Raw genomic sequence first — 21,512 nt, forward strand, 5'->3', positions numbered from 1 at the left:
GCTTTTCCTTGAAAAATAATCATCTTTTTTTAATAAAAAGTGATTATTACACAATTTAAATAATATTTATACAAAATTGTTTTTTTTTAATTTGCTTAACAAATATATTTACGCTCTTGAAAACTAAAAATTAATTAACCATAAAAAACTAATTCTTGAACAATTATGAATACAGAACAAACAAAGTCTAATAATTCCGCGCTTTATACACTTATTACAGTGTTTTTCTTTTGGGGATTTATTGGCGCATCTAATGGTGTTTTCATCCCTTTTTGTAAAGCCAAATTTGGCTTAGATCAATTTCAAAGTCAACTTATTGATTTTGCTTTTTATGGTGCTTATTACATAGGTGCAATTTTACTTTTTATATTTAGTAGCATATCAAAAAAAGATATCTTAAACGCTTGGGGGTTCAAAAAAGGAATTATTTATGGTTTACTTGTAAGTACTTTTGGAGCTGCATTGATGATATTAGCAGTAACGGAAGGAAGTTATTTGTTTATTCTTGGAGCTTTATTTATAGTTGCTTTGGGTTTCTCATTACAACAAACATCAGCACAACCATTTGCTGCTTCACTTGGAGAAGCACATACTGCATCCAGTAGATTGAATCTTGCTGGAGGAGTCAATTCCTTTGGAACTACAATAGGACCGATAGTTGTTTCTATCGCTTTGTTTGGTGTGATATCTGGAGTAGATATTGAAGAATTTGCACAAAAAGCTAATTCTTTGGATTCTATGAGAATTTTATACGTATTTGTTGGTGGTCTATTTTTATTGGCTGCAGCTTTATTCTTTTTCTCAAAAAAATTACCTGATGGAAAAAGTGATTCTACTTTTGAACCAGCTAGTAAAGCAATGAAAACTTTAATTGGTATTACACTAATTTTGATTGTTGTATTCGCCTATATATTCTCTCGTTACGAAGATCCTGAATTTATCACTCGTTTTATTGAGAATAAAGAAAAAGATTATTTAGGTTTAGGTTTAACTGTTTCTACATTAGTAATTGTTGTATTTGGACTATTATTTGCAAACGTTACGGCACAAAAAAAATCAGAAGGATGGGGAGCAATGAAATACCCTCAATTAGTTTTAGGGATGCTAGCTCTTTTCACTTATGTAGGTGTAGAAGTAACGATCGGTAGTAATCTTGGTGAATTATTAAAAACTGCTGATTTTGGTTCTATTACAGGTCCTTCATTAGCACCATATATGTCAATGTACTGGGGAAGTTTAATGATTGGACGTTGGGCTGGAGCAATTTCAGTTTTCAACCCTTCAAATCAACTTAAAAAAATATTGTTAATCGTTATTCCTTATGTTGCTTTTGGAGTAGTTTTAGCAGCAAATGCAATTTCTGGACAAGATGTTACGCCATTGTATGCTTATGCTTTTGTAATTGCATTTCAAATTGTAGGTTTCTTTTTAGGAAAAGATCAACCTTCAAGAACATTAATGATTTTTGGTTTAATGGGTATGATAGCAATGTTAATTGGATTATCAACTACTGGTACAATTGCTATTTTTGCTTTTATGAGTGGTGGTTTGTTTTTAAGTATCATGTGGCCTTCTATATTCTCTCTTGCTATTGCTGGATTAGGAAAATACACTTCTCAAGGTTCTTCATTCTTAGTAATGATGATTTTAGGTGGTGGTATCATCCCTCCATTACAAGGAAAGTTAGCTGATATTATTGGTATCCATGCCTCTTATTTCATTCCCGTTTTATGTTTTGCTTTCATTGCATTCTACGGTTGGAAAGTAATTGCTATATTAGAAAAACAAGGTATTGGACATGACATTGAAGTTGGTGGAGCGCATTAATTCCTTTTTCAAGAAAAAACTATTTTAATATAATAGCGTTTCAATTTTTAATTCAAAATAATAGAACCATCAAAATTTAATTTTGGTGGTTTTTTTTTGGCATTAAAATTGATTTTAGATAATCAAATAAATACATTTGTTTAAACTATTCCTTATGAGAAAATCTTTACTCCTCCTTGCATTTATAATTATTTTTTCGGCTTGTGGCGTTAAGCAAACTCGCAATTTATTAACTTCAGGAAACTATGATGATGCTATTGATAATTCAATTTCTAATCTAAGGTCCAATAAAGACAAAAAAGGGAAGCAAGACTATATTTACATTCTTGAAGAGGCATTTGCAAAAGCAAAAGAACGCGATTTAAACACTCTTAATTTGTTGAACCAAGATGCAAACTCATCGAATTTAGAAAAAATTTACACTACCTACATAGGACTAAATATTCGTCAAGAAAAAATAAAACCATTACTCCCCTTAAAATTTATACCACAAGGAAAAAATGCTCGATTTCCATTTGATAATTACAACACACAAATTATAGAAAGTAAAAATGCTTTATCACAATATTTATATGGTAATAGTAAAAAATTATTAGCGTCTAATTCAAAAATAGATTTCCGACAAGCTTACGACGATTTGGTTTACCTCAATCAAATAAACCCCAATTTCAAGGATGTTTTAAAATTAATAGAAGATGCCCAATTCAAAGGAACTGATTTTGTACATGTATTTTTGAGAAATGAAACCAATATGGTTATTCCAATTATTTTACAAAATGAGCTGTTAGACTTTAGCACTTATGGCATGAATGACAAATGGACCGTTTATCACAACAATAAACAGAACGGAATTAACTATGATTATGGCTTAATCATGAATTTTAGAGAAATTAACATCTCCCCTGAGCAAATTAAAGAGAAAGAATTTTTCAACGAAAAACAGATAAAAGACGGGTTTAAAACAGTTATAGATAGAAACGGAAAAATAGTAAAAGACAGTCTTGGAAATCCAATAAAAGTTGATAATTTTAAAGCAATCAAAATTAGAATTTACGAATTCAATCAATTTAAAGCGTGTCAAATAACCGCTAAAGTTGATTATGTAAATCTAAAAACCAATCAATTATTAGAATCATTTCCAATTGCATCTGAGTTTATATTTGAAAATAGATATGCAACTTACAAAGGAGACAAAAGAGCTGCTGATATTGATTACTATAACTATTTTGACCGAAGACCATTACCATTTCCTTCCAATGAACAAATGGTATATCATACTGGTGAAGACTTGAAAGAAAAACTAAAAGCTATAATTACACAAAATAAATTCAGAAAATAAATAATCTTCAATTTGAATAGTACATTTTAGCAATGAAATATTAAAATATCGAGTTTTACTAACATTTTGCTAAAAAATTGTTAGAAAATATAAAATAAAGATTACATGTCAAAAATAAGTGTACTTTTGCACCAATGAATTATACAAGATTACATATAACATCTATCTCACGGATAAAACCAGCTAGTACTTCGCCCGAAGTACGGATACTATCTTTATAGTAGCCAAAACAAGTTTAGTTATATAGTATTCATTTTTCATTTTACCGTTTTGAAATCCCAACTGTTAAACATTGGATTATCATATCCTAAAAACAATAAAAAACAACATTCAATAACATTTATATCTAATTGTTATTCAATACTTTATTACTTTGTTTTTACATATAAATTCTTTAACTTTTGCTTCTCAAATTTAATTTATAGCTTATTTTTTAACCAAAAAATTCATCTTCTGAAATGAATATCTCTATTATTATAGCCCAGGAAGAACATTTTAAGTACGCACAAATTATATGCGATACCATAGAATCATCTGCCTTATTGAGAGGAACTGGAATTGCAAAACGTACTCCTGAATACATCCAAAAAAAGATGGAAAATAAGGATGCCGTAATTGCTTTAGACAATGGTGTATTTGCAGGCTTTTGTTATATCGAAAGTTGGCAAGACAGTAACTATGTTGCACATTCTGGATTAATTGTACACCCTGATTATAGAAATTTAGGTTTAGCCAAAAAAATTAAATCTAAAGTTTTTGAATACTCTTTAAAGAAATATCCAAATGCTAAAGTATTCGGAATCACAACAGGTTTGGCCGTTATGAAAATAAATTCAGAATTAGGATACAAACCCGTGCCTTTTTCTGAACTAACTACCGATCCAAGTTTTTGGAAAGGTTGTCAAACTTGTACGAATTATGAGATTCTAAAAAGCAAAGACAATAAAATGTGTTTGTGTACAGGAATGCTTTATGACCCGAAAGAAAAACAAAAGATCCCACCAAAGCATCCTTTTAATGTCCGGATTTGGAACCGTTTAAAAAAAATTAAGCAGGCCCTTTTTTTGGAAGACTAAAAAGGAAATTAAAATTAAAATAAAATTAGCTAAATGAAACTAACACATTTAGCCCATAAAAGCTCAAAAATGAAAAAAGTAGTATTAGCATATAGCGGAGGTTTAGATACTTCATATTGTCTTAAATATTTAAAAAACGAAAAAGGATATGAAGTTCACACTGTATTAATTAATACAGGAGGATTTGATGATGAAGAATTAACAGCAATTGAAGAAAGAGCATATGAATTAGGAAGTGCACAACACGCAAACCTGACTATTGTAGACAAATATTACGATAAAGCTATCAAGTATTTAATTTATGGTAATGTACTTAAAAACAATACCTACCCTTTATCTGTAAGTGCCGAAAGAGTTTTTCAAGCAATTGAAGCCATAAAATATGCGAAATCTGTAGGTGCCGAAGCTATCGCTCATGGAAGTACTGGTGCAGGAAATGATCAAATTCGTTTTGACTTGATTTTTCAAACCATCGCTCCTGAAATCGAAATCATCACTCCTATTCGTGATTTAAAATTATCAAGACAAGAAGAAGTAGACTATTTATCAAAAAATGGTGTACACTATTCTTGGGAGAAAGCACAATACTCTATCAACAAAGGACTTTGGGGAACTAGTGTTGGTGGTAAAGAAACACTTACTTCACACCAAGCTTTACCAAGTGAAGCCTACCCTTCTCAATTAACAAAAGAAGGCGAAGAAAAAGTAACTCTAGAATTTAAAAAAGGGGAATTGGTTGCCGTAAATGGAAAAGCAGATAAGCCATCCAATAATATTGTTGTTTTAGAGAAATTAGCAAACGCTTTCGCAATTGGTAGAGACACTCATGTAGGCGATACCATTATTGGAATAAAAGGAAGAGTTGGTTTTGAAGCAGCTGCTCCGCTGATCATAATTAAAGCACACCATTTATTAGAGAAACACACTCTAGGAAAATGGCAGCAATACTGGAAAGAGCAACTAGGAAACTGGTACGGAATGTTATTTCACGAAGGTCAATTTCTTGATCCTGTAATGCGTAACATCGAGGCTTTCCTTGAAGATACTCAAAAAACAGTTAACGGAACAGTTACAGTTTCTTTAAAACCATACCATTTCTCATTGGACGGAATAGAATCTGCTAATGATTTAATGAATACTGGTTTTGGTCAATATGGGGAAATGAACAATGCTTGGACATCTGACGATGCGAAAGGATTTATTAAAATTCTAGGTAATGCTCAAAACATATTTTCATCGGTAAACAATGAAACTTACGAGTAAAAATTTAACAGTCGAAAGTCAAAAGTCATAAAGTCGAAATTACTTGGTATTATAAAATAATCCCATGTGATGAAGCAATTGACTTTATAAACTTTAAGACATTTGACTTTCTACTAAAAAAACATAGATTATGATTACTATTGGAATAATAGGTGGTTCAGGATATACAGCAGGAGAATTAATTAGAATTCTAATGTTTCACCCTAATGCAAAATTAGATTTTGTTTACAGTACAACTAACGCAGGAAAACCACTTTCTATAGCGCATCAAGATTTAATGGGCGATATCGAAATGAATTTTACGGACACTATCAATCCTAATGTTGATGTTCTTTTCTTGTGCTTAGGACACGGAAAATCAATTTCGTTTTTAGAAAACAACACATTCTCTGATAAAACCAAAATCATCGATCTAGGAAATGATTTCCGTTTAACGAAAGACAAAGATTTTGAAGGAAAATCTTTTGTTTACGGTTTACCTGAATTGAATAAAATAGACATTCAAAAAGCTAATTATATCGCAAATCCTGGTTGTTTTGCAACAGCTATCCAACTGGCTTTATTGCCATTGGCCGCTGACGGATTATTAACCGAAGATGTTCACATCAACGCTACTACGGGTAGTACTGGTGCTGGTGTTGGTTTATCCCCTACATCGCATTTTAGTTGGAGAAACAACAATTTCTCACACTACAAAGCTTTTGAGCACCAACATTTGGGCGAAATCAATCAAAGCATCAATCAATTGCAAGCTTCCTACAGTGACGAATTAATTTTTGTTCCAAACAGAGGTGATTTTCCAAGAGGTATTTTTGCAACTTTATACACAAAATCTGAGGAAAGTTTAGAAGATTTAGTTGCTAAATATGAAGCATTTTATGTTGACCAACCGTTTGTAACCGTTACTACAACTAACATTAACATGAAGCAAGTAGTACAAACAAACAAATGTATTATTAGTTTATTGAAAAAAGGGAACCGGATATTAATAACCTCTGTTATTGATAATTTACTCAAAGGCGCCTCAGGTCAAGCCGTTCAAAACATGAATTTAATGTTTGGATTGGAAGAAACTACAGGATTGCATTTGAAACCATCTGGATTCTAAAAAAGTTTAATCGGTGAATCGTTTAATCGATTAGCCGAATAAGCGATTAAACAATTAAACAAAAAATCAAAATGAACTTATTTGACGTTTACCCATTATACCCTATCACGCCTGTAAAAGCATTAGATTGCACTATTACAGACGATAAAGGAATTGAATATTTAGATTTATACTCTGGTCACGGAGTAATTTCAATAGGTCACACTCAGCCAGATTATGTGGCTAAAGTAAAAGCACAATTGGATAATTTGAGTTTTTACTCGAATGCTATCCAAAATCCATTGCAAGTAGAACTAGCTGATAAATTAGGAAAAGCGTCTGGCTTGACTGATTTTAGTTTGTTCTTATGTAGCTCTGGAGCTGAAGCCAATGAAAACGCTTTAAAAGTAGCTTCTTTTCATACCAATAAATCAAGAGTGATTGCTTTTGACAACTCGTTTCACGGAAGAACATCTGCTGCTGTTGCAGTAACCGATAACAAAAAAATTGTAGCGCCATTAAACGCACAACAAGCAGTTACTTTCTTGCCATTGAACCAAATCGAACTGGTTGAAACAGAATTGAAAAAAGGAGATGTTTGTGCCGTAATCATTGAGCCTATTCAAGGGGTTGGTGGTTTAGACCAAGGAACAACGGAATTCTTTCAAGGGTTGGAAAAAGTTTGTGCTGCTAATGAAGTCGTATTAATTTTAGACGAAGTACAATCGGGTTACGGAAGAAGCGGAAAGTTTTTTGCACACCAACATCACGGAATCAATCCTGATATTGTAACCACTGCTAAGGGAATGGGGAATGGTTTCCCAATTGGAGGTGTTTTAATTTCTCCAAAATTCAAAGCAAGCTACGGATTACTAGGAACTACGTTTGGTGGAAGTCATTTGGCTTGCGCTGCTGGTATCGCAGTTCTAGACGTGATGGAAAGCAAGAACTTACTTGAAAACACGAATAAAGTATCCGAATACTTTTTTGAAGCAATTAAAGTAATTCCAGAAATCATCAAAGTAAAAGGAAGAGGATTAATGCTTGGAGTTGAATTTGACTTTGACGTGAGTGCTTTGAGAAAGAAAATGATTATTGAAAAACATATATTTACAGGTGGAGCCAACAATAAAAACTTATTGAGAATCCTTCCTCCATTGACTATTACAACCGAAGCAATTGACACATTTATCGTTGCTTTACAAGAATCATTGGCCGAATTGAAATAATATTTTAAACATATAAGTCTAATAAGCCCTCAAACTTATATGACTTATATGTTTAATTTCTTCTATACTATTAAACTAAAAACGATGAATACCTTATTATCCATAGAAAAACGAAATGCTGTTTTAAGTAGAATGGCTGTACTTCTTGAACAAGAGAGAGCCCCTCTTAAAGCAATCAATCAACAGGATTTAAACAATTATTCTGGGGATGATTTGGCTATGGAAAAACGTTTATTAGTTGATGATACTAAGATTGATGGAATGATTTTATCGTTGCAACAATTGGCTAGTCAGGAAGATCCAGTAGGTAAAGTTCGTTTTAACTTCACTCATGATAACGGATTAAAAATCAGTAATAAAACTGCTGCATTTGGAACAATTCTAATCATCTACGAATCACGTCCAGACGTAACTGTTGAAGCAGGCGGAATTGCTTTCAAATCGGGAAATAAAATTTTATTGAAAGGCGGTAAAGAATCGTTACTTTCGAATCAAAAAATCGTGAGTCTATGGCATCAAGCATTGACTGATAATGACGTTGCCACTTCTTGGGTAGAATACCTAAATTATGATAGAACTGAAACCCAAGCTTTCTTAGAAAAACCAACACAAAAAGTTGACTTAATTGTTCCGCGTGGTGGAGAAAAATTAATTGCCTTTACAAAAAAACATGCTACTTGCCCCGTTATTGTAAGTGGTAGAGGAAACAATTTTGTTTACGTAAATGCAGAGGCCAATTTAGACCAAGCACTTTCTATCATTGTAAACGGAAAAACCTCAAACATATCTGTTTGTAATGCTTTAGATAAATTATTAATTGATACTAATCTTCCTAATTGGGAAGTATTTGCAAATAGAGTTGTGGCAAAATTAAAAGAGTTCAATGTAATTGTTTTAGGAGATTCAACTGTAGCTGCAGCTACAAACGTTCCTGCAATCGAATCCGATTTAATTTGGTATGAAGAGTTTCTAGATTATAAAATTGTAATTGGTACAACCAATTCTGATCAAGGCGCCATTGATAAAATAAATAAATATTGTGGCGGGCATTCAGCTTCGATAATTACAACAAATAATGAAACAGCGCAGGTATTCATGGACAATGTAGATACTGCCGCAGTTTATCAAAATGCCTCTACTCGATTTACAGACGGTGGTCAGTTTGGCCTAGGAGGAGAATTAGCAATAAGCACTGATAAATTACATCAAAGAGGTCCTATTGGTTTACAGCACCTAGTTACTAATAAATGGTATATTTACGGTGAAGGACAGATTAGATAGGGATTTAAAGATTAAAAGATTCATGTATTAAAAGATTGGGATAAAGAAATTTTTAAATTCTTAAATCTTTCAATTTTTAAATTAGAAATAATGGCTAAAAAAAGAATATTACTAAAAATAGGAAGCAATACCTTAACCAAGGAAACCAATCATATTTCGAGAGGAAAGATTGAAGATATTGGAATGCAAATAGCTGCTTTAAACGATCAATACGAATTTGTAATTGTAAGTTCTGGTGCTATTGCAGCTGCAAAACAATTTGTAAAGTTAGAAAGTAAAGGAAAAGAAATTTTCGTTAAACAAGCATTAGCATCTATTGGACAACCCCATTTAATGCGGATTTTCCATGAAAACTTTAGTGATTTAGGATTATTGACTTCACAGTGTTTATTGTCATATTCAGATTTTGAAAAAGAACAATCCAAAGTGAATATCGTTAACACCATCAATGTATTGATTGAGAATAATTATATCCCAATAATTAATGAAAATGATACAGTTGCTACAGACGAAATCCAATTTGGAGACAATGATAAATTAGCAGCTTTAACAGCGGTACTTTTAAAAGTTGATATTTTAATAATCGCAACAAACACAAACGGAATCTATACAAAAGCTTCAATTCATAACGATATTCCAGAAACCATTACATTAGTAACTGATTTAGCTTTAATGCAACAAGAAGTTGGCGATTCTAAATCATCGCATGGTACTGGTGGAATGCAATCTAAAATTGAAGCGGCAGCAATTGCAAAAGCCGCCAATATTGAAACTTGGGTTGTCAATGGATTAAAAGATGATTTTATTTTGAATGCGATAAACAACAGTATTCCGTTTACGAAAATTATATAAATGTTTATGTGTTTAATCGGTTAAACGATTAACTGATTAAACAAAAACCGATTAAACAATAAAACAATGAACTACATATCAGTAAAAAATATAGATTCACTCGACACATGGGTGAAACAAGCTTTAAAAATTAAAAAGAAGCCTCTTAAAAACAAAAAGCTAGGTAAAAACAAAACCTTAGGAATGTTGTTTTTCAACCCGAGTTTAAGAACGCGTTTGAGTACTCAAAAAGCAGCTTTAAATTTAGGAATGAATGTGATGGTAATGAATTTTACCAATGAAGGTTGGACACTAGAGTTTGAAGATGGCGCAGTGATGAATCAAGGCGCTTCAGAACATATTAGAGAAGCTGCCGAAGTAGTTTCTCAATACTGTGATATTATTGCGGTAAGAGCATTTGCTGGCTTAGTTGACAAAGAAAAAGACAATGCCGAAACAGTTTTGGCTGGATTCTTAAAATTTGCAACTGTACCCGTTGTCAACATGGAAGGTTGTACAGGACATCCATTACAAGCATTGGCTGACGCCATAACCATGGAAGAACACAAAACGGCACACCGTCCAAAAGTAGTTTTGTCTTGGGCGCCACACCCTAGAGCTTTACCTCAAGCTGTAGCCAATTCTTTTGTGGAAATGATGCAGTTACAAGATGCCGACTTTGTAATTACTCATCCTGAAGGCTACGAATTGAATCCAGAAATTACAAAAAATTCAATCATTGAATACGATCAAAACAAAGCGTTTGAGAATGCCGATTTTATTTATACTAAAAACTGGAGTAATTATATTGATTACGGAAAAATAACAAATTCAGACCCAAACTGGACTGTGACTGCTGAGAAAATGGCATTAACGAACAATGCCAAATTCATGCACTGTTTACCTGTGAGACGAAATGTAATTGTTACAGATGAAGTGATAGACAGCGAAAATTCAATCGTGATTGAACAAGCCAACAACAGGACTTATGCAGCGCAATTAATATTACAAAAAATATTAGAAAATGCACAATAAAAAACCCATTACAGTAGTTAAAATTGGTGGAAATATTATTGATGATGCCGCAGAACTTAAACAATTCCTAGCTGACTTTTCAAAAATAGAGGGGCATAAAGTATTGGTTCACGGTGGAGGAAAATCGGCTACCAAAATGGCAAAAAGCATTGGCCTAGTTCCTCAAATGATTGATGGACGTCGCATTACTGATGCGGCCATGCTTGAAGTTGTGGTCATGATTTATGCAGGACAAATCAACAAAGATATTGTGGCTCAATTGCAAGCCAATAACACTAATGCAATCGGATTTTCAGGAGCTGACGGGAATTTAATCCAATCCGAAAAAAGAAACCATCCTACCATAGATTATGGTTATGTGGGTGATGTCAAAAAAGTCAACACTTCCCTACTTTCAACTTTAATAAATAGCGCCATTGTTCCTGTATTTTGTGCCATTACGCATGATAAAAAAGGACAATTACTAAATACTAATGCAGATACAATTGCCAGCGAATTAGCGATTGCTTTATCGGATGTTTTTGAGGTAACATTGAGTTACTGCTTTGAAAAACCTGGTGTTTTATACGATGCCGAAGATGATTCATCAGTAATTGAAAAAATGAATTACGAATTGTACGCCAAATTAAAAGCCGAGAAAGCCATACATTCCGGAATGATTCCTAAATTAGACAACTGCTTCAATAGCTTATCCAAAGGAGTGCATAGCATAAAAATTGGTCATCATAAAATGCTGAAAGACGCTAATGCAGTTTGCACACAAATTGAATTATAATAAAAGTTAGTCACACCCTTAAAAAAAGAATTGTGGCAAAACATAATAAAATATGAAAAACAAAGAAACACTTACTCAAGAAGCGATCACCTTATTAAAAAACCTCATTGAAACCCAATCTTTTTCAAGCGAAGAAGAGCATACAGCGGCTTTAATCGAAAAATGGTTTATAGTAAACGAAATTCCATTTGAGAGAGAAAATAACAATATTTGGGCATACAACAAGACTTTCGACAAGAGTAAACCAACACTTTTATTGAATTCGCATCACGATACGGTAAGACCCAATCAGGCGTATACCAAAGATCCTTTGAAAGCAATTGTTGAGAATGGAAAATTATACGGTTTAGGGAGCAATGATGCTGGTGGATGCTTGGTTTCACTTTTGGCAACATTTGTACATTTTTATCCTGCTGAAAATCTTCCTTACAACATTGTAATGGTAGCATCGGCAGAAGAAGAAAGCAGTGGAAAAAAAGGGCTAAATAGCGTGCTTAAAAGTTTACCTGAACTAGAGTGTGCCATCGTTGGAGAGCCTACTTTAATGCAATTGGCCATAGCCGAAAAAGGTTTATTAGTTCTTGATGTTAAGGTAAAAGGAACGCCAAGTCATGCCGCACATCAAAATGATGATAATGCACTCTACAAATCAATTCCTGTGATGGAATGGTTTAAAAACTATACTTTCGAAAAAATATCAGCCCAATTAGGACCAGTAAAAATGACTGTTACCCAAATAAATGCTGGAAAACAACACAATGTTGTACCATCTGAGTGTGATTTAGTTGTGGACATTCGTGTCAACGATTGCTACACCAATCACGAGATTTTAGCTATCGTAAAAGAAAACGTCCCTGCAGAAGTTACACCACGTTCTATGAATTTGAGTTCGTCATCAATCCCAGAATCACATGGGTTAGTACAGGCAGGAATTGCTTTAGGAAGAACCACCTACGGCTCACCTACCCTTTCAGACCAGTCCGTTTTGAGCTGTAAATCCTTAAAATTAGGACCTGGTGATACCCTGCGTTCACACTCTGCTGATGAATTTATCTATTTAAATGAAATAGAAGAAGGAATCGAATTGTATATTAAAATACTTAGTGATTTTTTAAAGCAATAAAATAATTAGGAGCTATTTCCTGCTATCCACTATATCTTTCCCTGCTTAAAAAAAGCAGGAAAAGGATGTCGCTACTATCAGGGCTAGAAGATCTTAATAAACAACAAAAATACTATTTAAGTTTTAACCATAAACTTGACACATTGAACCTGAAACAAAAAAACAATATGAAACTTTGGGAAAAAGGAATACCAACTGATAAACAAATAGAACAATTCACTGTTGGTAACGACAGAGAACTGGATTTAGTTTTGGCAAAATACGATGCTTTAGGATCTATTGCTCATGCTAAAATGTTAGGAAACATTGGTTTATTAACTACCAATGAAACTGATGCTTTAGTCTCTGCTTTAAACGAAATCATTGCAGATGTAGCTCAAGGAAATTTCGTTATCGAAGATTCATTTGAAGATGTACATTCCAAAATTGAATATTTACTGACAGCAAAACTAGGTGATGCTGGTAAAAAAATCCATACAGCTCGTTCTCGTAACGATCAAGTTTTGGTTGATGTCAACTTGTATTTAAAAGATGTTGTAATCGAACTAAAACAGCAAGTAAAATCACTTTTTGATTTACTAATGGAATCGGCTGAGAAATATCAAAGCGTATTGTTACCAGGCTATACGCATTTACAAATTGCTATGCCATCGTCATTTGGGATGTGGTTTTCCGCTTATGCCGAAACTTTGATTGATGATATCACCATGTTGAATGCCGCTTTGAAAGTGGTAGACCAAAATCCATTAGGTTCCGCTGCAGGTTATGGAAGCTCCTTCCCTATCAATAGAACATTCACAACCAAAGAACTAGGATTCGAAACCTTAAAATACAATTCGGTTGCCGCTCAAATGAGCCGTGGAAAATCAGAAAAAACATTGGCTTTTGCCATGAGCAGCGTGGCAGCAACATTGGCTAAGTTTTCGATGGATGTATGTTTGTACATGAGTCAAAACTTTGATTTCATTGGTTTACCAGCACATTTAACTACAGGTTCGAGCATTATGCCTCACAAGAAAAACCCTGATGTATTTGAGTTGATTCGTGGAAAATGCAATAAAATTCAAGCCTTACCTTATGAAATCACTTTAATTACAAATAATCTACCTAGTGGTTACCACCGTGATTTACAGTTATTAAAAGAGGGATTGTTCCCTGCCATTCAAAATTTACAAGCTTGTCTTGATATTGCGATTTTCTCTATCAAAGATATCAAAGTAAAAGACAACATTCTAGCAGATCCAAAATACAACTACTTGTTTACTGTAGATACTTTAAACGAAATGGTGGTTGCTGGAATGCCATTTAGAGATGCTTATAAAGCGGTTGCAGAGCAACTGGAAAATGGAACTTACACTTCTCCAAAAGAAACCAAACACACGCACGAAGGAAGTATAAACAACTTATGTTTGGCTGAAATAAAAGAAAAAATGAATCAGGCTTTCTAAAAACTGGAAATCAATTTAAAAAATACTACGCACTGTAAATCACAGTGCGTTTTTTTATTCCCTATTTTAAACCTCAAAATATCATAATGCTAAATGTTAAAAAAATAACTATATATTTATAAAAGTAATTTTAAACGATTCGTATGGGAAAATTTGAAGAAAACGCCACAAATAGACTTTTTGAAAAAAATTTAATACCAGAGGAGCAATTCAAAGAAATTACTGTTCACCGAGATTTAAATATATTTTCATTGCATTCAGAATTAAAATTCTCCTTATACTTATCTGTTTTACTATTTACTTCGGGAATTGGTATTTTAATTTATGAAAACATTGATACCATTGGCCATATCGCAATTCTCTCCTTATTATTGATAGTAACAACAATTTGTTTTTATTTTAGTTTTAAAAACACGGTTGGATTTAAAAAACAAGAAACTAATTTTGAAAATCCACTATTTGACTACTTAATTCTTACTGCTGTACTATTGAGTTGTATTTTCATAGGATATCTACAATTTCAGTACACTGCTTTTGGTACTCATTATGGATTAGCAACATTAATTCCCACAGCAATCGGACTCTTTTGCGCTTATTATTTTGATAATAAAAGCATCTTATCTATTGCTATTACAGGATTAGCTGCATATATCGGTTTATCTGTAAGTCCACAATCATTACTAAACAATAGTTTTTACGAAACAACTACATTAAGTTATTCGGCAATAGGTTTAGGAGTTATATTAGTTCTATGGTCCATTTACAGTAATAAGATTGCATTAAAAACCCATTTCACTTTAATCTATTTAACATTTGCCTTACACCTAATCAGTTTTTCCTGCATCAATAATTTATTCAATCCGTATTGGGGAATATTTGGATTTCTATTACTAGCCTCATCTTATTATTTTTATAAATCAAGCTATGAAGTTAAATCTGTTTCTTTATTCGTCTTCACCATTATATATGCTTACGTAGGTATCAATATTTTTATTTTTAAACTTATTGATATAGCAAATATCTCTGATTTTCTAATCCCGCTATTATATCTAGCTCCCTTTTATTTCATTGGTTCTATAATTTTATTTATCCGACTTATTAAAAAATTCAATAAAAATAGCAATGATGATACAATACGATAAAACCGAATTAGAGAATGTATCTTTAGTTGAAGAAGCACATTCTTTGAAAAATGCTGGCTTTATAAGCAAAGAACAATACAACTTGATAGTAAAAGAATTAATTATATTAAAAAGTAATACTAACATCCTTGTACGCATTGGTTTTTTTATACTTGGCAGTTTTTTATATTCTTCTATTTGTGGATTTATTTCTTTAATTCTCCTTCAAGCACTTACTGAAAATTATAAAGTTCTTCTTTTTATCTATACTATTATAGGTTTTGTAGGAACGGAAATTTTAACCAAGCAAAAATATTATGGACATGGTCTTGACGATGCCTTTTTGATTGGCTCCCAATTAACTTTGGCAATAGCCATAGGAATTTCAACAAATGGAAACGGATTAGTAATTGCCTCGATTCTTACTATTACTTCATTATTGAGTTACCTTCGTTATCTTCATTTATCAATGGCATTTCTGTTTTGTATATCAGGAACTTCGACATTGGTGTATACCCTATTTGAGTTTGGCGCCATGGGTAAAACGATTTTACCATTTGTAATTATGCTTTTTTCTGCAGGCATTTATCTTTATAGCAAAAAGGTTTTGGAAAATTTAAAAACGTTTTACTACTACAAAGGAATTCAATTAGCCTATAGCTTTAGTCTTATTTTATTTTACCTATCGGGAAATTATCTAGTAGTTAGGGAACTTTCAGTAGCATTACTTGGTGCGGGTATTGCTCCAAATAGTGATATCCCTTTTGCTTTTTTGTTTTATGCTTTTACGTTTATTGTTCCTATTGGCTATGTGGTGTACTCTTTGTTAATTAAGGACCGAATCATGCTTTGGATTGGATTAGTAGCACTATGCTTTTCTTTTTACACTATACGCTTCTATTACGCTATTTTGCCTATTGAAACAGTCTTAACCATAGGCGGATTAGTATTGTTTGCCTTTACTTATTTTTCGATAAAAAAATTAAAAAATAATACTACAGGAATCACATTCAAACCAGATCGTTTTAGTACAAAAAATGCATTTATGAATGCTGAAGCTTTAATTACTTCTCAACTGGGATTAAAACCCGAAATTAATCAAGAATCCAATATAGAATTTGGTGGTGGTGGTTTTAGTGGTGGTGGATCGTCAGGCAACTTTTAAAAACAAAAAATAAAGCCACGAATTCACGAATTATAATGATTTTAATTCGTGAATTAGCGGCCTTATTTTAAACTTTCAGGATTATACTTTAGTCTTCAAAACTGTAGCGTCAATATCACTGTGAGAAGCATTATAAATCGCTTTTCCATCTTTTATAAGTAGCAACTGAGGAGATTGATGTTGTACTCCAAAACGATTTGCAATTTCATTAGAAACTTCACGATACGCTATTAAATCTAAAAAATATGGCGTAACTTTATCTGAGCTATCAAACTCATTTTCAAACTGTTTCAATGCCATTCTGCTTACACTACAACGTGTACTGTGTTTAAAAATAGCCACTGGCTTTTCATTTGAAAGTGTCATTATTTCGTTCAACTGCCCCAAATCAGTTAAGTTATTCCAGTCCATTTTGCTACTAGAATCATTTTGGTTCTCTGAACCACTAAAAATATTTTTAAAAAAACTCATAATTTGTCGTTAATGCAGTCATTTTGACTGGTTTTTATGATAAAAATCATATTTTATACGCCATTTTGTCTATAATATTGTAATGGAATATAAATTGAAGATCTGTCTGCAAAGTTATCAATTAACTATAATTATATAACTACAAAAACAATAAAATCATGAACATAAATAAATTTACCATAAAATCGCAAGAAGCCATACAGCAATCGCAACAATTGGCTCAAAGCTTTGGACAGCAACAAATAGAGAACGAACACATTTTCAAAGCCATCTTTGAAGTCGATGAAAATGTAGCACCTTTTATTTTGAAAAAACTAAATGTAAATGTTCCATTATTCATACAAATATTAGATAGTACAATCCAGAGCTTCCCTAAAGTTTCGGGCGGTGAAGTGATGCTTTCGAGAGATGCAAATACGGCACTAAACGAAGCGGAGATTATTGCTAAGAAAATGAACGATGAATTCGTTTCTATTGAGCATTTAATTTTGGCTATTTTTGGTTCTAGAAGCAAAGTTTCCCAAATCTTAAAAGATCAAGGTGTAACCGAAAAAGGATTGAAAGCAGCCATTGACGAACTACGTAAAGGAGAAAGAGTTACTTCAGCATCAGCGGAAGAAACGTATAACTCATTGAATAAATACGCTAAAAACCTAAATGAATTAGCCAAAGCAGGTAAACTAGATCCAGTTATTGGTCGGGACGAAGAAATTAGACGTGTATTACAAATTCTTACGCGTCGAACTAAAAATAACCCCATGTTGGTTGGGGAACCTGGAGTTGGTAAAACTGCAATTGCCGAAGGTTTAGCACACCGTATTGTGGATGGCGATGTTCCTGATAATCTGAAAGACAAGATAGTTTTCTCACTAGATATGGGAGCGCTGATTGCGGGAGCCAAATTCAAAGGAGAATTTGAGGAACGCCTCAAAGCGGTAGTGAAAGAAGTCACTGCTGCCGAAGGTGACATTGTGCTTTTTATTGATGAGATACATACTCTTGTAGGTGCAGGTGGTGGCGAAGGTGCTATGGATGCTGCTAATATTTTGAAACCAGCTTTGGCTCGTGGAGAATTAAGAGCCATTGGTGCAACGACATTAGACGAATACCAAAAATATTTTGAAAAAGACAAAGCCTTAGAACGTCGTTTCCAGAAAATTATCATCGAAGAACCCGATACCGAAAGTGCGATTTCTATCCTTCGTGGTATAAAGGAAAAATACGAAACACATCATAAAGTACAGATAAAAGACGAGGCTATTATTGCTGCGGTCGAATTATCACAACGTTATATTACCAATCGTTTTCTTCCAGACAAAGCGATTGATTTAATGGATGAGGCCGCTTCTAAAATCCGAATGGAAATCAATTCAAAACCAGAAGAACTGGATGTTTTAGATCGAAAAGTGATGCAACTCGAAATCGAAATCGAAGCCATCAAAAGAGAAAAAGACGAGACCAAGCTCAAAACCTTAGGAATGGATTTAGCCAACCTAAAAGAAGAACGCAATAAAATCTATGCCAAATGGAAATCAGAGAAAGATGTAGTTGATAATGTGCAGGCAATCAAAACGGAAATTGAAGATTACAAATACGAAGCAGAACGTGCTGAGCGTGATGGTGATTACGGTAAAGTAGCCGAAATTCGTTACGGAAAAATCAAAGAAGCCCAAGAGCGTCTCGATGTCTTACATAAAGAATTAGTCGAAAATCAAGCCGGTGGAAGCTCTCTAATCAAAGAAGAAGTTACTCGTGAAGATATTGCCGAAGTAGTGGCTAAATGGACTGGAATTCCAGTGATGAAAATGCTACAAGGAGAACGCGAAAAACTATTGCATCTAGAAGAAGAGCTACACCGTCGTGTGGTAGGACAAGAAGAAGCGATTGAAGCCGTGAGTGATGCCGTACGTCGTTCTCGTGCTGGATTGCAAGACATGAAAAAACCAGTAGGAACTTTTCTATTCTTGGGAACAACTGGTGTAGGAAAAACCGAATTGGCGAAAGCCTTAGCTGAATACTTGTTTGATGATGAAAACGCCATGACGCGCATTGATATGAGTGAATACCAAGAACGCCACAGTGTGAGCCGTTTAGTAGGTGCGCCTCCAGGATATGTAGGTTATGATGAAGGCGGTCAATTGACCGAAGCCGTGCGTAGAAAACCGTATTCTGTGATTCTATTGGATGAGATTGAAAAAGCACATCCTGACACGTTCAACATCTTGCTACAAGTACTGGATGAAGGACGTTTAACAGATAACAAAGGACGTTTGGCCGATTTCAAAAACACCATTATTATCATGACTTCTAATATGGGTAGTCAGATCATACAGGAAAAATTCGAAAATCTAAAAGGAAGTATGGAAGCCGCTACTGAGGCTGCCAAAGTAGAAGTTCTTGGTTTATTAAAACAAACGGTACGCCCTGAATTCATTAACCGTATTGACGAAATCGTGATGTTTACCCCTTTAACAAGTGCCAATATCACAAGAATTGTGAGTCTACAATTGAAATCAGTGACCAAAATGCTTGCCCTACAAGGCATTACCATGGACGCCACACCAGAAGCCATAGAATATTTAGCCGAGAAAGGTTTCGACCCACAATTTGGTGCCCGCCCCGTAAAACGTGTGATTCAAAGAGATGTATTGAACACCTTGTCCAAAGAAATTTTGGCTGGTAAAATAGCTACTGATAGTATCATACTGTTGGATGCATTTGACGGAGAATTGGTTTTTAGAAATCAATCCGAATTAGTAGAATAATTATTTATAGTTTTTTTGTAGTAAGAAAACACCAGTCATGAAGCTGGTGTTTTTTTATACCTTATTTTTAAGGAGCAGAACTAGTGTTTTCCATAAAAACCCTCTCTCCTGCTGTCGGCTGTATCTCTCCGTTGCACTACGAGGATGCCGCCTCCATCAGGGCTAGAAAGAACGAGCTATTTTCATAATTTGAAGTAAATTATATATATTAATGTGCTTACCGGAGCGTTCCGCTCGTGACCACAAAAAAAATAACCCCACTGGTTCACGTTTGTCTCAATTATCTGGAACTTGTTTCCTACGAGTACTTGCCTAAATTAGAAAATGAGTAGTAGCATTTTGAATGTGGCTAACAAAAGCGAAACTTATAAGCGAAACCTCATTTTGTTAATTTAAATTATAGTATACTTTATATTGTAAATAATTATTTGCTAAATTTGAAAAAGCACCGTTTACTCTATAAAACCAATTCATTTAATAAATATTGGTCTAAAATCCCAGTTAGTCTAAATTTTCAAACGCAATGACAATAAATAAAAGTCCTACTTCAGTTATAGAATATCATTTTGATAATTTTTTTAATATCTCAGCTGATCTAATTTGTATTGCCGGATTTGATGGGTATTTTAAAAGAATAAATCCCGCTGTCTCAGAATTATTAGGGTACACCGATGAGGAATTGTATGCTAGACCCATACATACATTTGTTTATGCACCAGATCTTAAAATGACAATCGAAACGAGAGAACAAGTGTATAAAAATAAAGCGCTGTTAAATTTCGAAAATAGATACTTAACCAAAACTGGGGAGCTGGTATGGTTATCTTGGACTTCGATGCCAGTTGAAGATGAAAAATTAGTATATGCCATAGCTAAAAACATTACTCATAAAAAAAGAATTGAAGAAGAGCGAAATATACTCCTTGCAAATTTGACAAAAATTAATAAAGACCTTAAACATTTATCCTATACCACCTCGCATGACTTGAAATCTCCCGTAAATAATTTACTATCGGTATTTGATCTTATTGATATTTCTAAAATTAATGATGAAGAGACCCTTGAATTTATAACGATCTTAAAAACAACAACAGAACGTTTAAGCCAAACTTTAAAAAAATCCGTAGATGAATTAATTCAAAAAGATGAGTTAAATGCTTCAATTGAAGAATTAAGTTTAAAAGAAAATTTAAAAGAAGTATTACTTTCTATAGACTCTTTAATAAAAGAGTCGAAAATTAAAATAGCTATTGATTTTGAAGCAGTTCCTACTATTAATTTCAATAAAGAATACCTCAAAAGCATATTCTTAAACTTAATCACAAATTCAATAAAATATTCAAAACCAGATACTTTCCCTTCTATTTCTATTACTTCTACAAAAGAAAATGGAAAAAGTCAGTTAATTTATTCCGATAATGGATTGGGTTTTGACATGGATTTAGTCCGTGATAAAATATTTGGATTGCATCAAAAATTCCACAATCATATTGATAGTAATGGTATCGGACTTTACTTAATATACAATCACATCACTAATTTAGGTGGTCGGATTGAAGTAGAAAGTCAAATAAACGAAGGAGCAAAATTCACAATAACATTCAAGGACTAAAAACAGAATAACGTCAAAAACACACGATTAAATCATCGCTACCATGAATTATTTGGTGTGGGCT

The 21,512-nt window shown here is 33.3% G+C and carries 17 protein-coding genes; 16 read left to right on the top strand and 1 reads right to left on the bottom strand.

Annotated features, from left to right (window positions below; genetic code table 11):
• The first annotated feature begins 165 nt into the window (after positions 1 to 165).
• From AB3G33_RS12775 to AB3G33_RS12840, 14 genes are all read left to right on the top strand, one after another.
• A complete protein-coding gene (locus tag AB3G33_RS12775) occupies positions 166 to 1,827 on the top strand; it encodes an MFS transporter (protein WP_367770118.1) in 1,662 nt (553 codons plus the stop codon).
• A gap of 154 nt (positions 1,828 to 1,981) precedes the next feature.
• Complete coding sequence (locus tag AB3G33_RS12780; RefSeq protein ID WP_367770121.1) at positions 1,982 to 3,166, top strand: hypothetical protein; 1,185 nt, start codon at positions 1,982 to 1,984, stop codon at positions 3,164 to 3,166.
• A 458-nt stretch (positions 3,167 to 3,624) separates the two neighbouring features.
• Positions 3,625 to 4,242, top strand: a complete 618-nt coding sequence (locus AB3G33_RS12785) for a GNAT family N-acetyltransferase (RefSeq protein WP_367770124.1) — start codon at positions 3,625 to 3,627, stop codon at positions 4,240 to 4,242.
• Positions 4,243 to 4,311: 69 nt separating this feature from the next.
• On the top strand, positions 4,312 to 5,505 hold the full coding sequence (locus AB3G33_RS12790; protein ID WP_367753280.1) for an argininosuccinate synthase: 1,194 nt from the start codon (positions 4,312 to 4,314) through the stop codon (positions 5,503 to 5,505).
• A 130-nt stretch (positions 5,506 to 5,635) separates the two neighbouring features.
• Positions 5,636 to 6,613: an N-acetyl-gamma-glutamyl-phosphate reductase gene (gene argC / locus AB3G33_RS12795; RefSeq protein WP_367770126.1), complete on the top strand. Its 978-nt coding sequence runs from the start codon at positions 5,636 to 5,638 to the stop codon at positions 6,611 to 6,613.
• A gap of 71 nt (positions 6,614 to 6,684) precedes the next feature.
• Positions 6,685 to 7,821 carry an aspartate aminotransferase family protein gene (locus AB3G33_RS12800; RefSeq protein ID WP_367770128.1) on the top strand — a complete coding sequence of 379 codons (1,137 nt, stop codon included), beginning with the start codon at positions 6,685 to 6,687 and terminating at the stop codon, positions 7,819 to 7,821.
• Positions 7,822 to 7,905: 84 nt separating this feature from the next.
• Positions 7,906 to 9,102 (top strand): glutamate-5-semialdehyde dehydrogenase, encoded by a 1,197-nt coding sequence (locus tag AB3G33_RS12805; RefSeq protein WP_367770130.1) that lies wholly within the window; start codon positions 7,906 to 7,908, stop codon positions 9,100 to 9,102.
• 90 nt (positions 9,103 to 9,192) lie between these two features.
• Entirely contained in the window at positions 9,193 to 9,954 is a 762-nt protein-coding gene (gene proB, locus AB3G33_RS12810; protein WP_367770132.1) for a glutamate 5-kinase, read from the top strand.
• Positions 9,955 to 10,020: 66 nt separating this feature from the next.
• The gene (locus tag AB3G33_RS12815; protein WP_367770135.1) at positions 10,021 to 10,968 is read left to right on the top strand and encodes an N-acetylornithine carbamoyltransferase; all 948 of its coding nucleotides are present in this window, start codon (positions 10,021 to 10,023) and stop codon (positions 10,966 to 10,968) included.
• Positions 10,958 to 11,743 carry an acetylglutamate kinase gene (gene argB, locus AB3G33_RS12820; protein ID WP_367770138.1) on the top strand — a complete coding sequence of 262 codons (786 nt, stop codon included), beginning with the start codon at positions 10,958 to 10,960 and terminating at the stop codon, positions 11,741 to 11,743. Before AB3G33_RS12815 ends, argB begins: the two co-directional genes overlap by 11 nt.
• Positions 11,744 to 11,795: 52 nt before the next feature.
• Positions 11,796 to 12,866, top strand: a complete 1,071-nt coding sequence (locus AB3G33_RS12825) for a M20 family metallo-hydrolase (protein WP_367770141.1) — start codon at positions 11,796 to 11,798, stop codon at positions 12,864 to 12,866.
• A gap of 167 nt (positions 12,867 to 13,033) precedes the next feature.
• Positions 13,034 to 14,314 (top strand): argininosuccinate lyase, encoded by a 1,281-nt coding sequence (gene argH / locus AB3G33_RS12830; RefSeq protein ID WP_367770144.1) that lies wholly within the window; start codon positions 13,034 to 13,036, stop codon positions 14,312 to 14,314.
• Positions 14,315 to 14,457: 143 nt separating this feature from the next.
• Complete coding sequence (locus AB3G33_RS12835) at positions 14,458 to 15,456, top strand: DUF2157 domain-containing protein (RefSeq protein WP_367770147.1); 999 nt, start codon at positions 14,458 to 14,460, stop codon at positions 15,454 to 15,456.
• Positions 15,437 to 16,600, top strand: a complete 1,164-nt coding sequence (locus AB3G33_RS12840) for a hypothetical protein (protein WP_367770150.1) — start codon at positions 15,437 to 15,439, stop codon at positions 16,598 to 16,600. Before AB3G33_RS12835 ends, AB3G33_RS12840 begins: the two co-directional genes overlap by 20 nt.
• A gap of 81 nt (positions 16,601 to 16,681) precedes the next feature.
• Here AB3G33_RS12840 and ytxJ read toward each other — a convergent pair whose 3' ends face one another.
• Positions 16,682 to 17,071: a bacillithiol system redox-active protein YtxJ gene (gene ytxJ, locus AB3G33_RS12845; protein ID WP_367753301.1), complete on the bottom strand. Its 390-nt coding sequence runs from the start codon at positions 17,069 to 17,071 to the stop codon at positions 16,682 to 16,684.
• A 158-nt stretch (positions 17,072 to 17,229) separates the two neighbouring features.
• Between ytxJ and clpB the strand changes: the two genes are divergently transcribed.
• Both clpB and AB3G33_RS12855 read left to right on the top strand, forming a co-directional pair.
• A complete protein-coding gene (gene clpB / locus AB3G33_RS12850) occupies positions 17,230 to 19,836 on the top strand; it encodes an ATP-dependent chaperone ClpB (protein WP_367770152.1) in 2,607 nt (868 codons plus the stop codon).
• Between the two features lie 523 nt (positions 19,837 to 20,359).
• Positions 20,360 to 21,448 carry a PAS domain S-box protein gene (locus tag AB3G33_RS12855; RefSeq protein WP_367770154.1) on the top strand — a complete coding sequence of 363 codons (1,089 nt, stop codon included), beginning with the start codon at positions 20,360 to 20,362 and terminating at the stop codon, positions 21,446 to 21,448.
• The last annotated feature ends 64 nt before the right edge of the window (positions 21,449 to 21,512 follow it).

This window comes from Flavobacterium sp. WC2421 (assembly GCF_040822115.1).
Taxonomy (GTDB): Bacteria; Bacteroidota; Bacteroidia; order Flavobacteriales; family Flavobacteriaceae; genus Flavobacterium.

Excerpts from the sequence above, each read along its gene's own strand:
- AB3G33_RS12775 (WP_367770118.1), top strand. The coding sequence starts at position 166 with ATGAATACAGAACAAACAAAGTCTAATAATTCCGCGCTTTATACACTT.
- AB3G33_RS12780 (WP_367770121.1), top strand. The coding sequence starts at position 1,982 with ATGAGAAAATCTTTACTCCTCCTTGCATTTATAATTATTTTTTCGGCT.
- AB3G33_RS12785 (WP_367770124.1), top strand. The coding sequence starts at position 3,625 with ATGAATATCTCTATTATTATAGCCCAGGAAGAACATTTTAAGTACGCA.
- AB3G33_RS12790 (WP_367753280.1), top strand. The coding sequence starts at position 4,312 with ATGAAAAAAGTAGTATTAGCATATAGCGGAGGTTTAGATACTTCATAT.
- argC (WP_367770126.1), top strand. The coding sequence starts at position 5,636 with ATGATTACTATTGGAATAATAGGTGGTTCAGGATATACAGCAGGAGAA.
- AB3G33_RS12800 (WP_367770128.1), top strand. The coding sequence starts at position 6,685 with ATGAACTTATTTGACGTTTACCCATTATACCCTATCACGCCTGTAAAA.
- AB3G33_RS12805 (WP_367770130.1), top strand. The coding sequence starts at position 7,906 with ATGAATACCTTATTATCCATAGAAAAACGAAATGCTGTTTTAAGTAGA.
- proB (WP_367770132.1), top strand. The coding sequence starts at position 9,193 with ATGGCTAAAAAAAGAATATTACTAAAAATAGGAAGCAATACCTTAACC.
- AB3G33_RS12815 (WP_367770135.1), top strand. The coding sequence starts at position 10,021 with ATGAACTACATATCAGTAAAAAATATAGATTCACTCGACACATGGGTG.
- argB (WP_367770138.1), top strand. The coding sequence starts at position 10,958 with ATGCACAATAAAAAACCCATTACAGTAGTTAAAATTGGTGGAAATATT.
- AB3G33_RS12825 (WP_367770141.1), top strand. The coding sequence starts at position 11,796 with ATGAAAAACAAAGAAACACTTACTCAAGAAGCGATCACCTTATTAAAA.
- argH (WP_367770144.1), top strand. The coding sequence starts at position 13,034 with ATGAAACTTTGGGAAAAAGGAATACCAACTGATAAACAAATAGAACAA.
- AB3G33_RS12835 (WP_367770147.1), top strand. The coding sequence starts at position 14,458 with ATGGGAAAATTTGAAGAAAACGCCACAAATAGACTTTTTGAAAAAAAT.
- AB3G33_RS12840 (WP_367770150.1), top strand. The coding sequence starts at position 15,437 with ATGATGATACAATACGATAAAACCGAATTAGAGAATGTATCTTTAGTT.
- ytxJ (WP_367753301.1), bottom strand. The coding sequence starts at position 17,071 with ATGAGTTTTTTTAAAAATATTTTTAGTGGTTCAGAGAACCAAAATGAT.
- clpB (WP_367770152.1), top strand. The coding sequence starts at position 17,230 with ATGAACATAAATAAATTTACCATAAAATCGCAAGAAGCCATACAGCAA.
- AB3G33_RS12855 (WP_367770154.1), top strand. The coding sequence starts at position 20,360 with ATGACAATAAATAAAAGTCCTACTTCAGTTATAGAATATCATTTTGAT.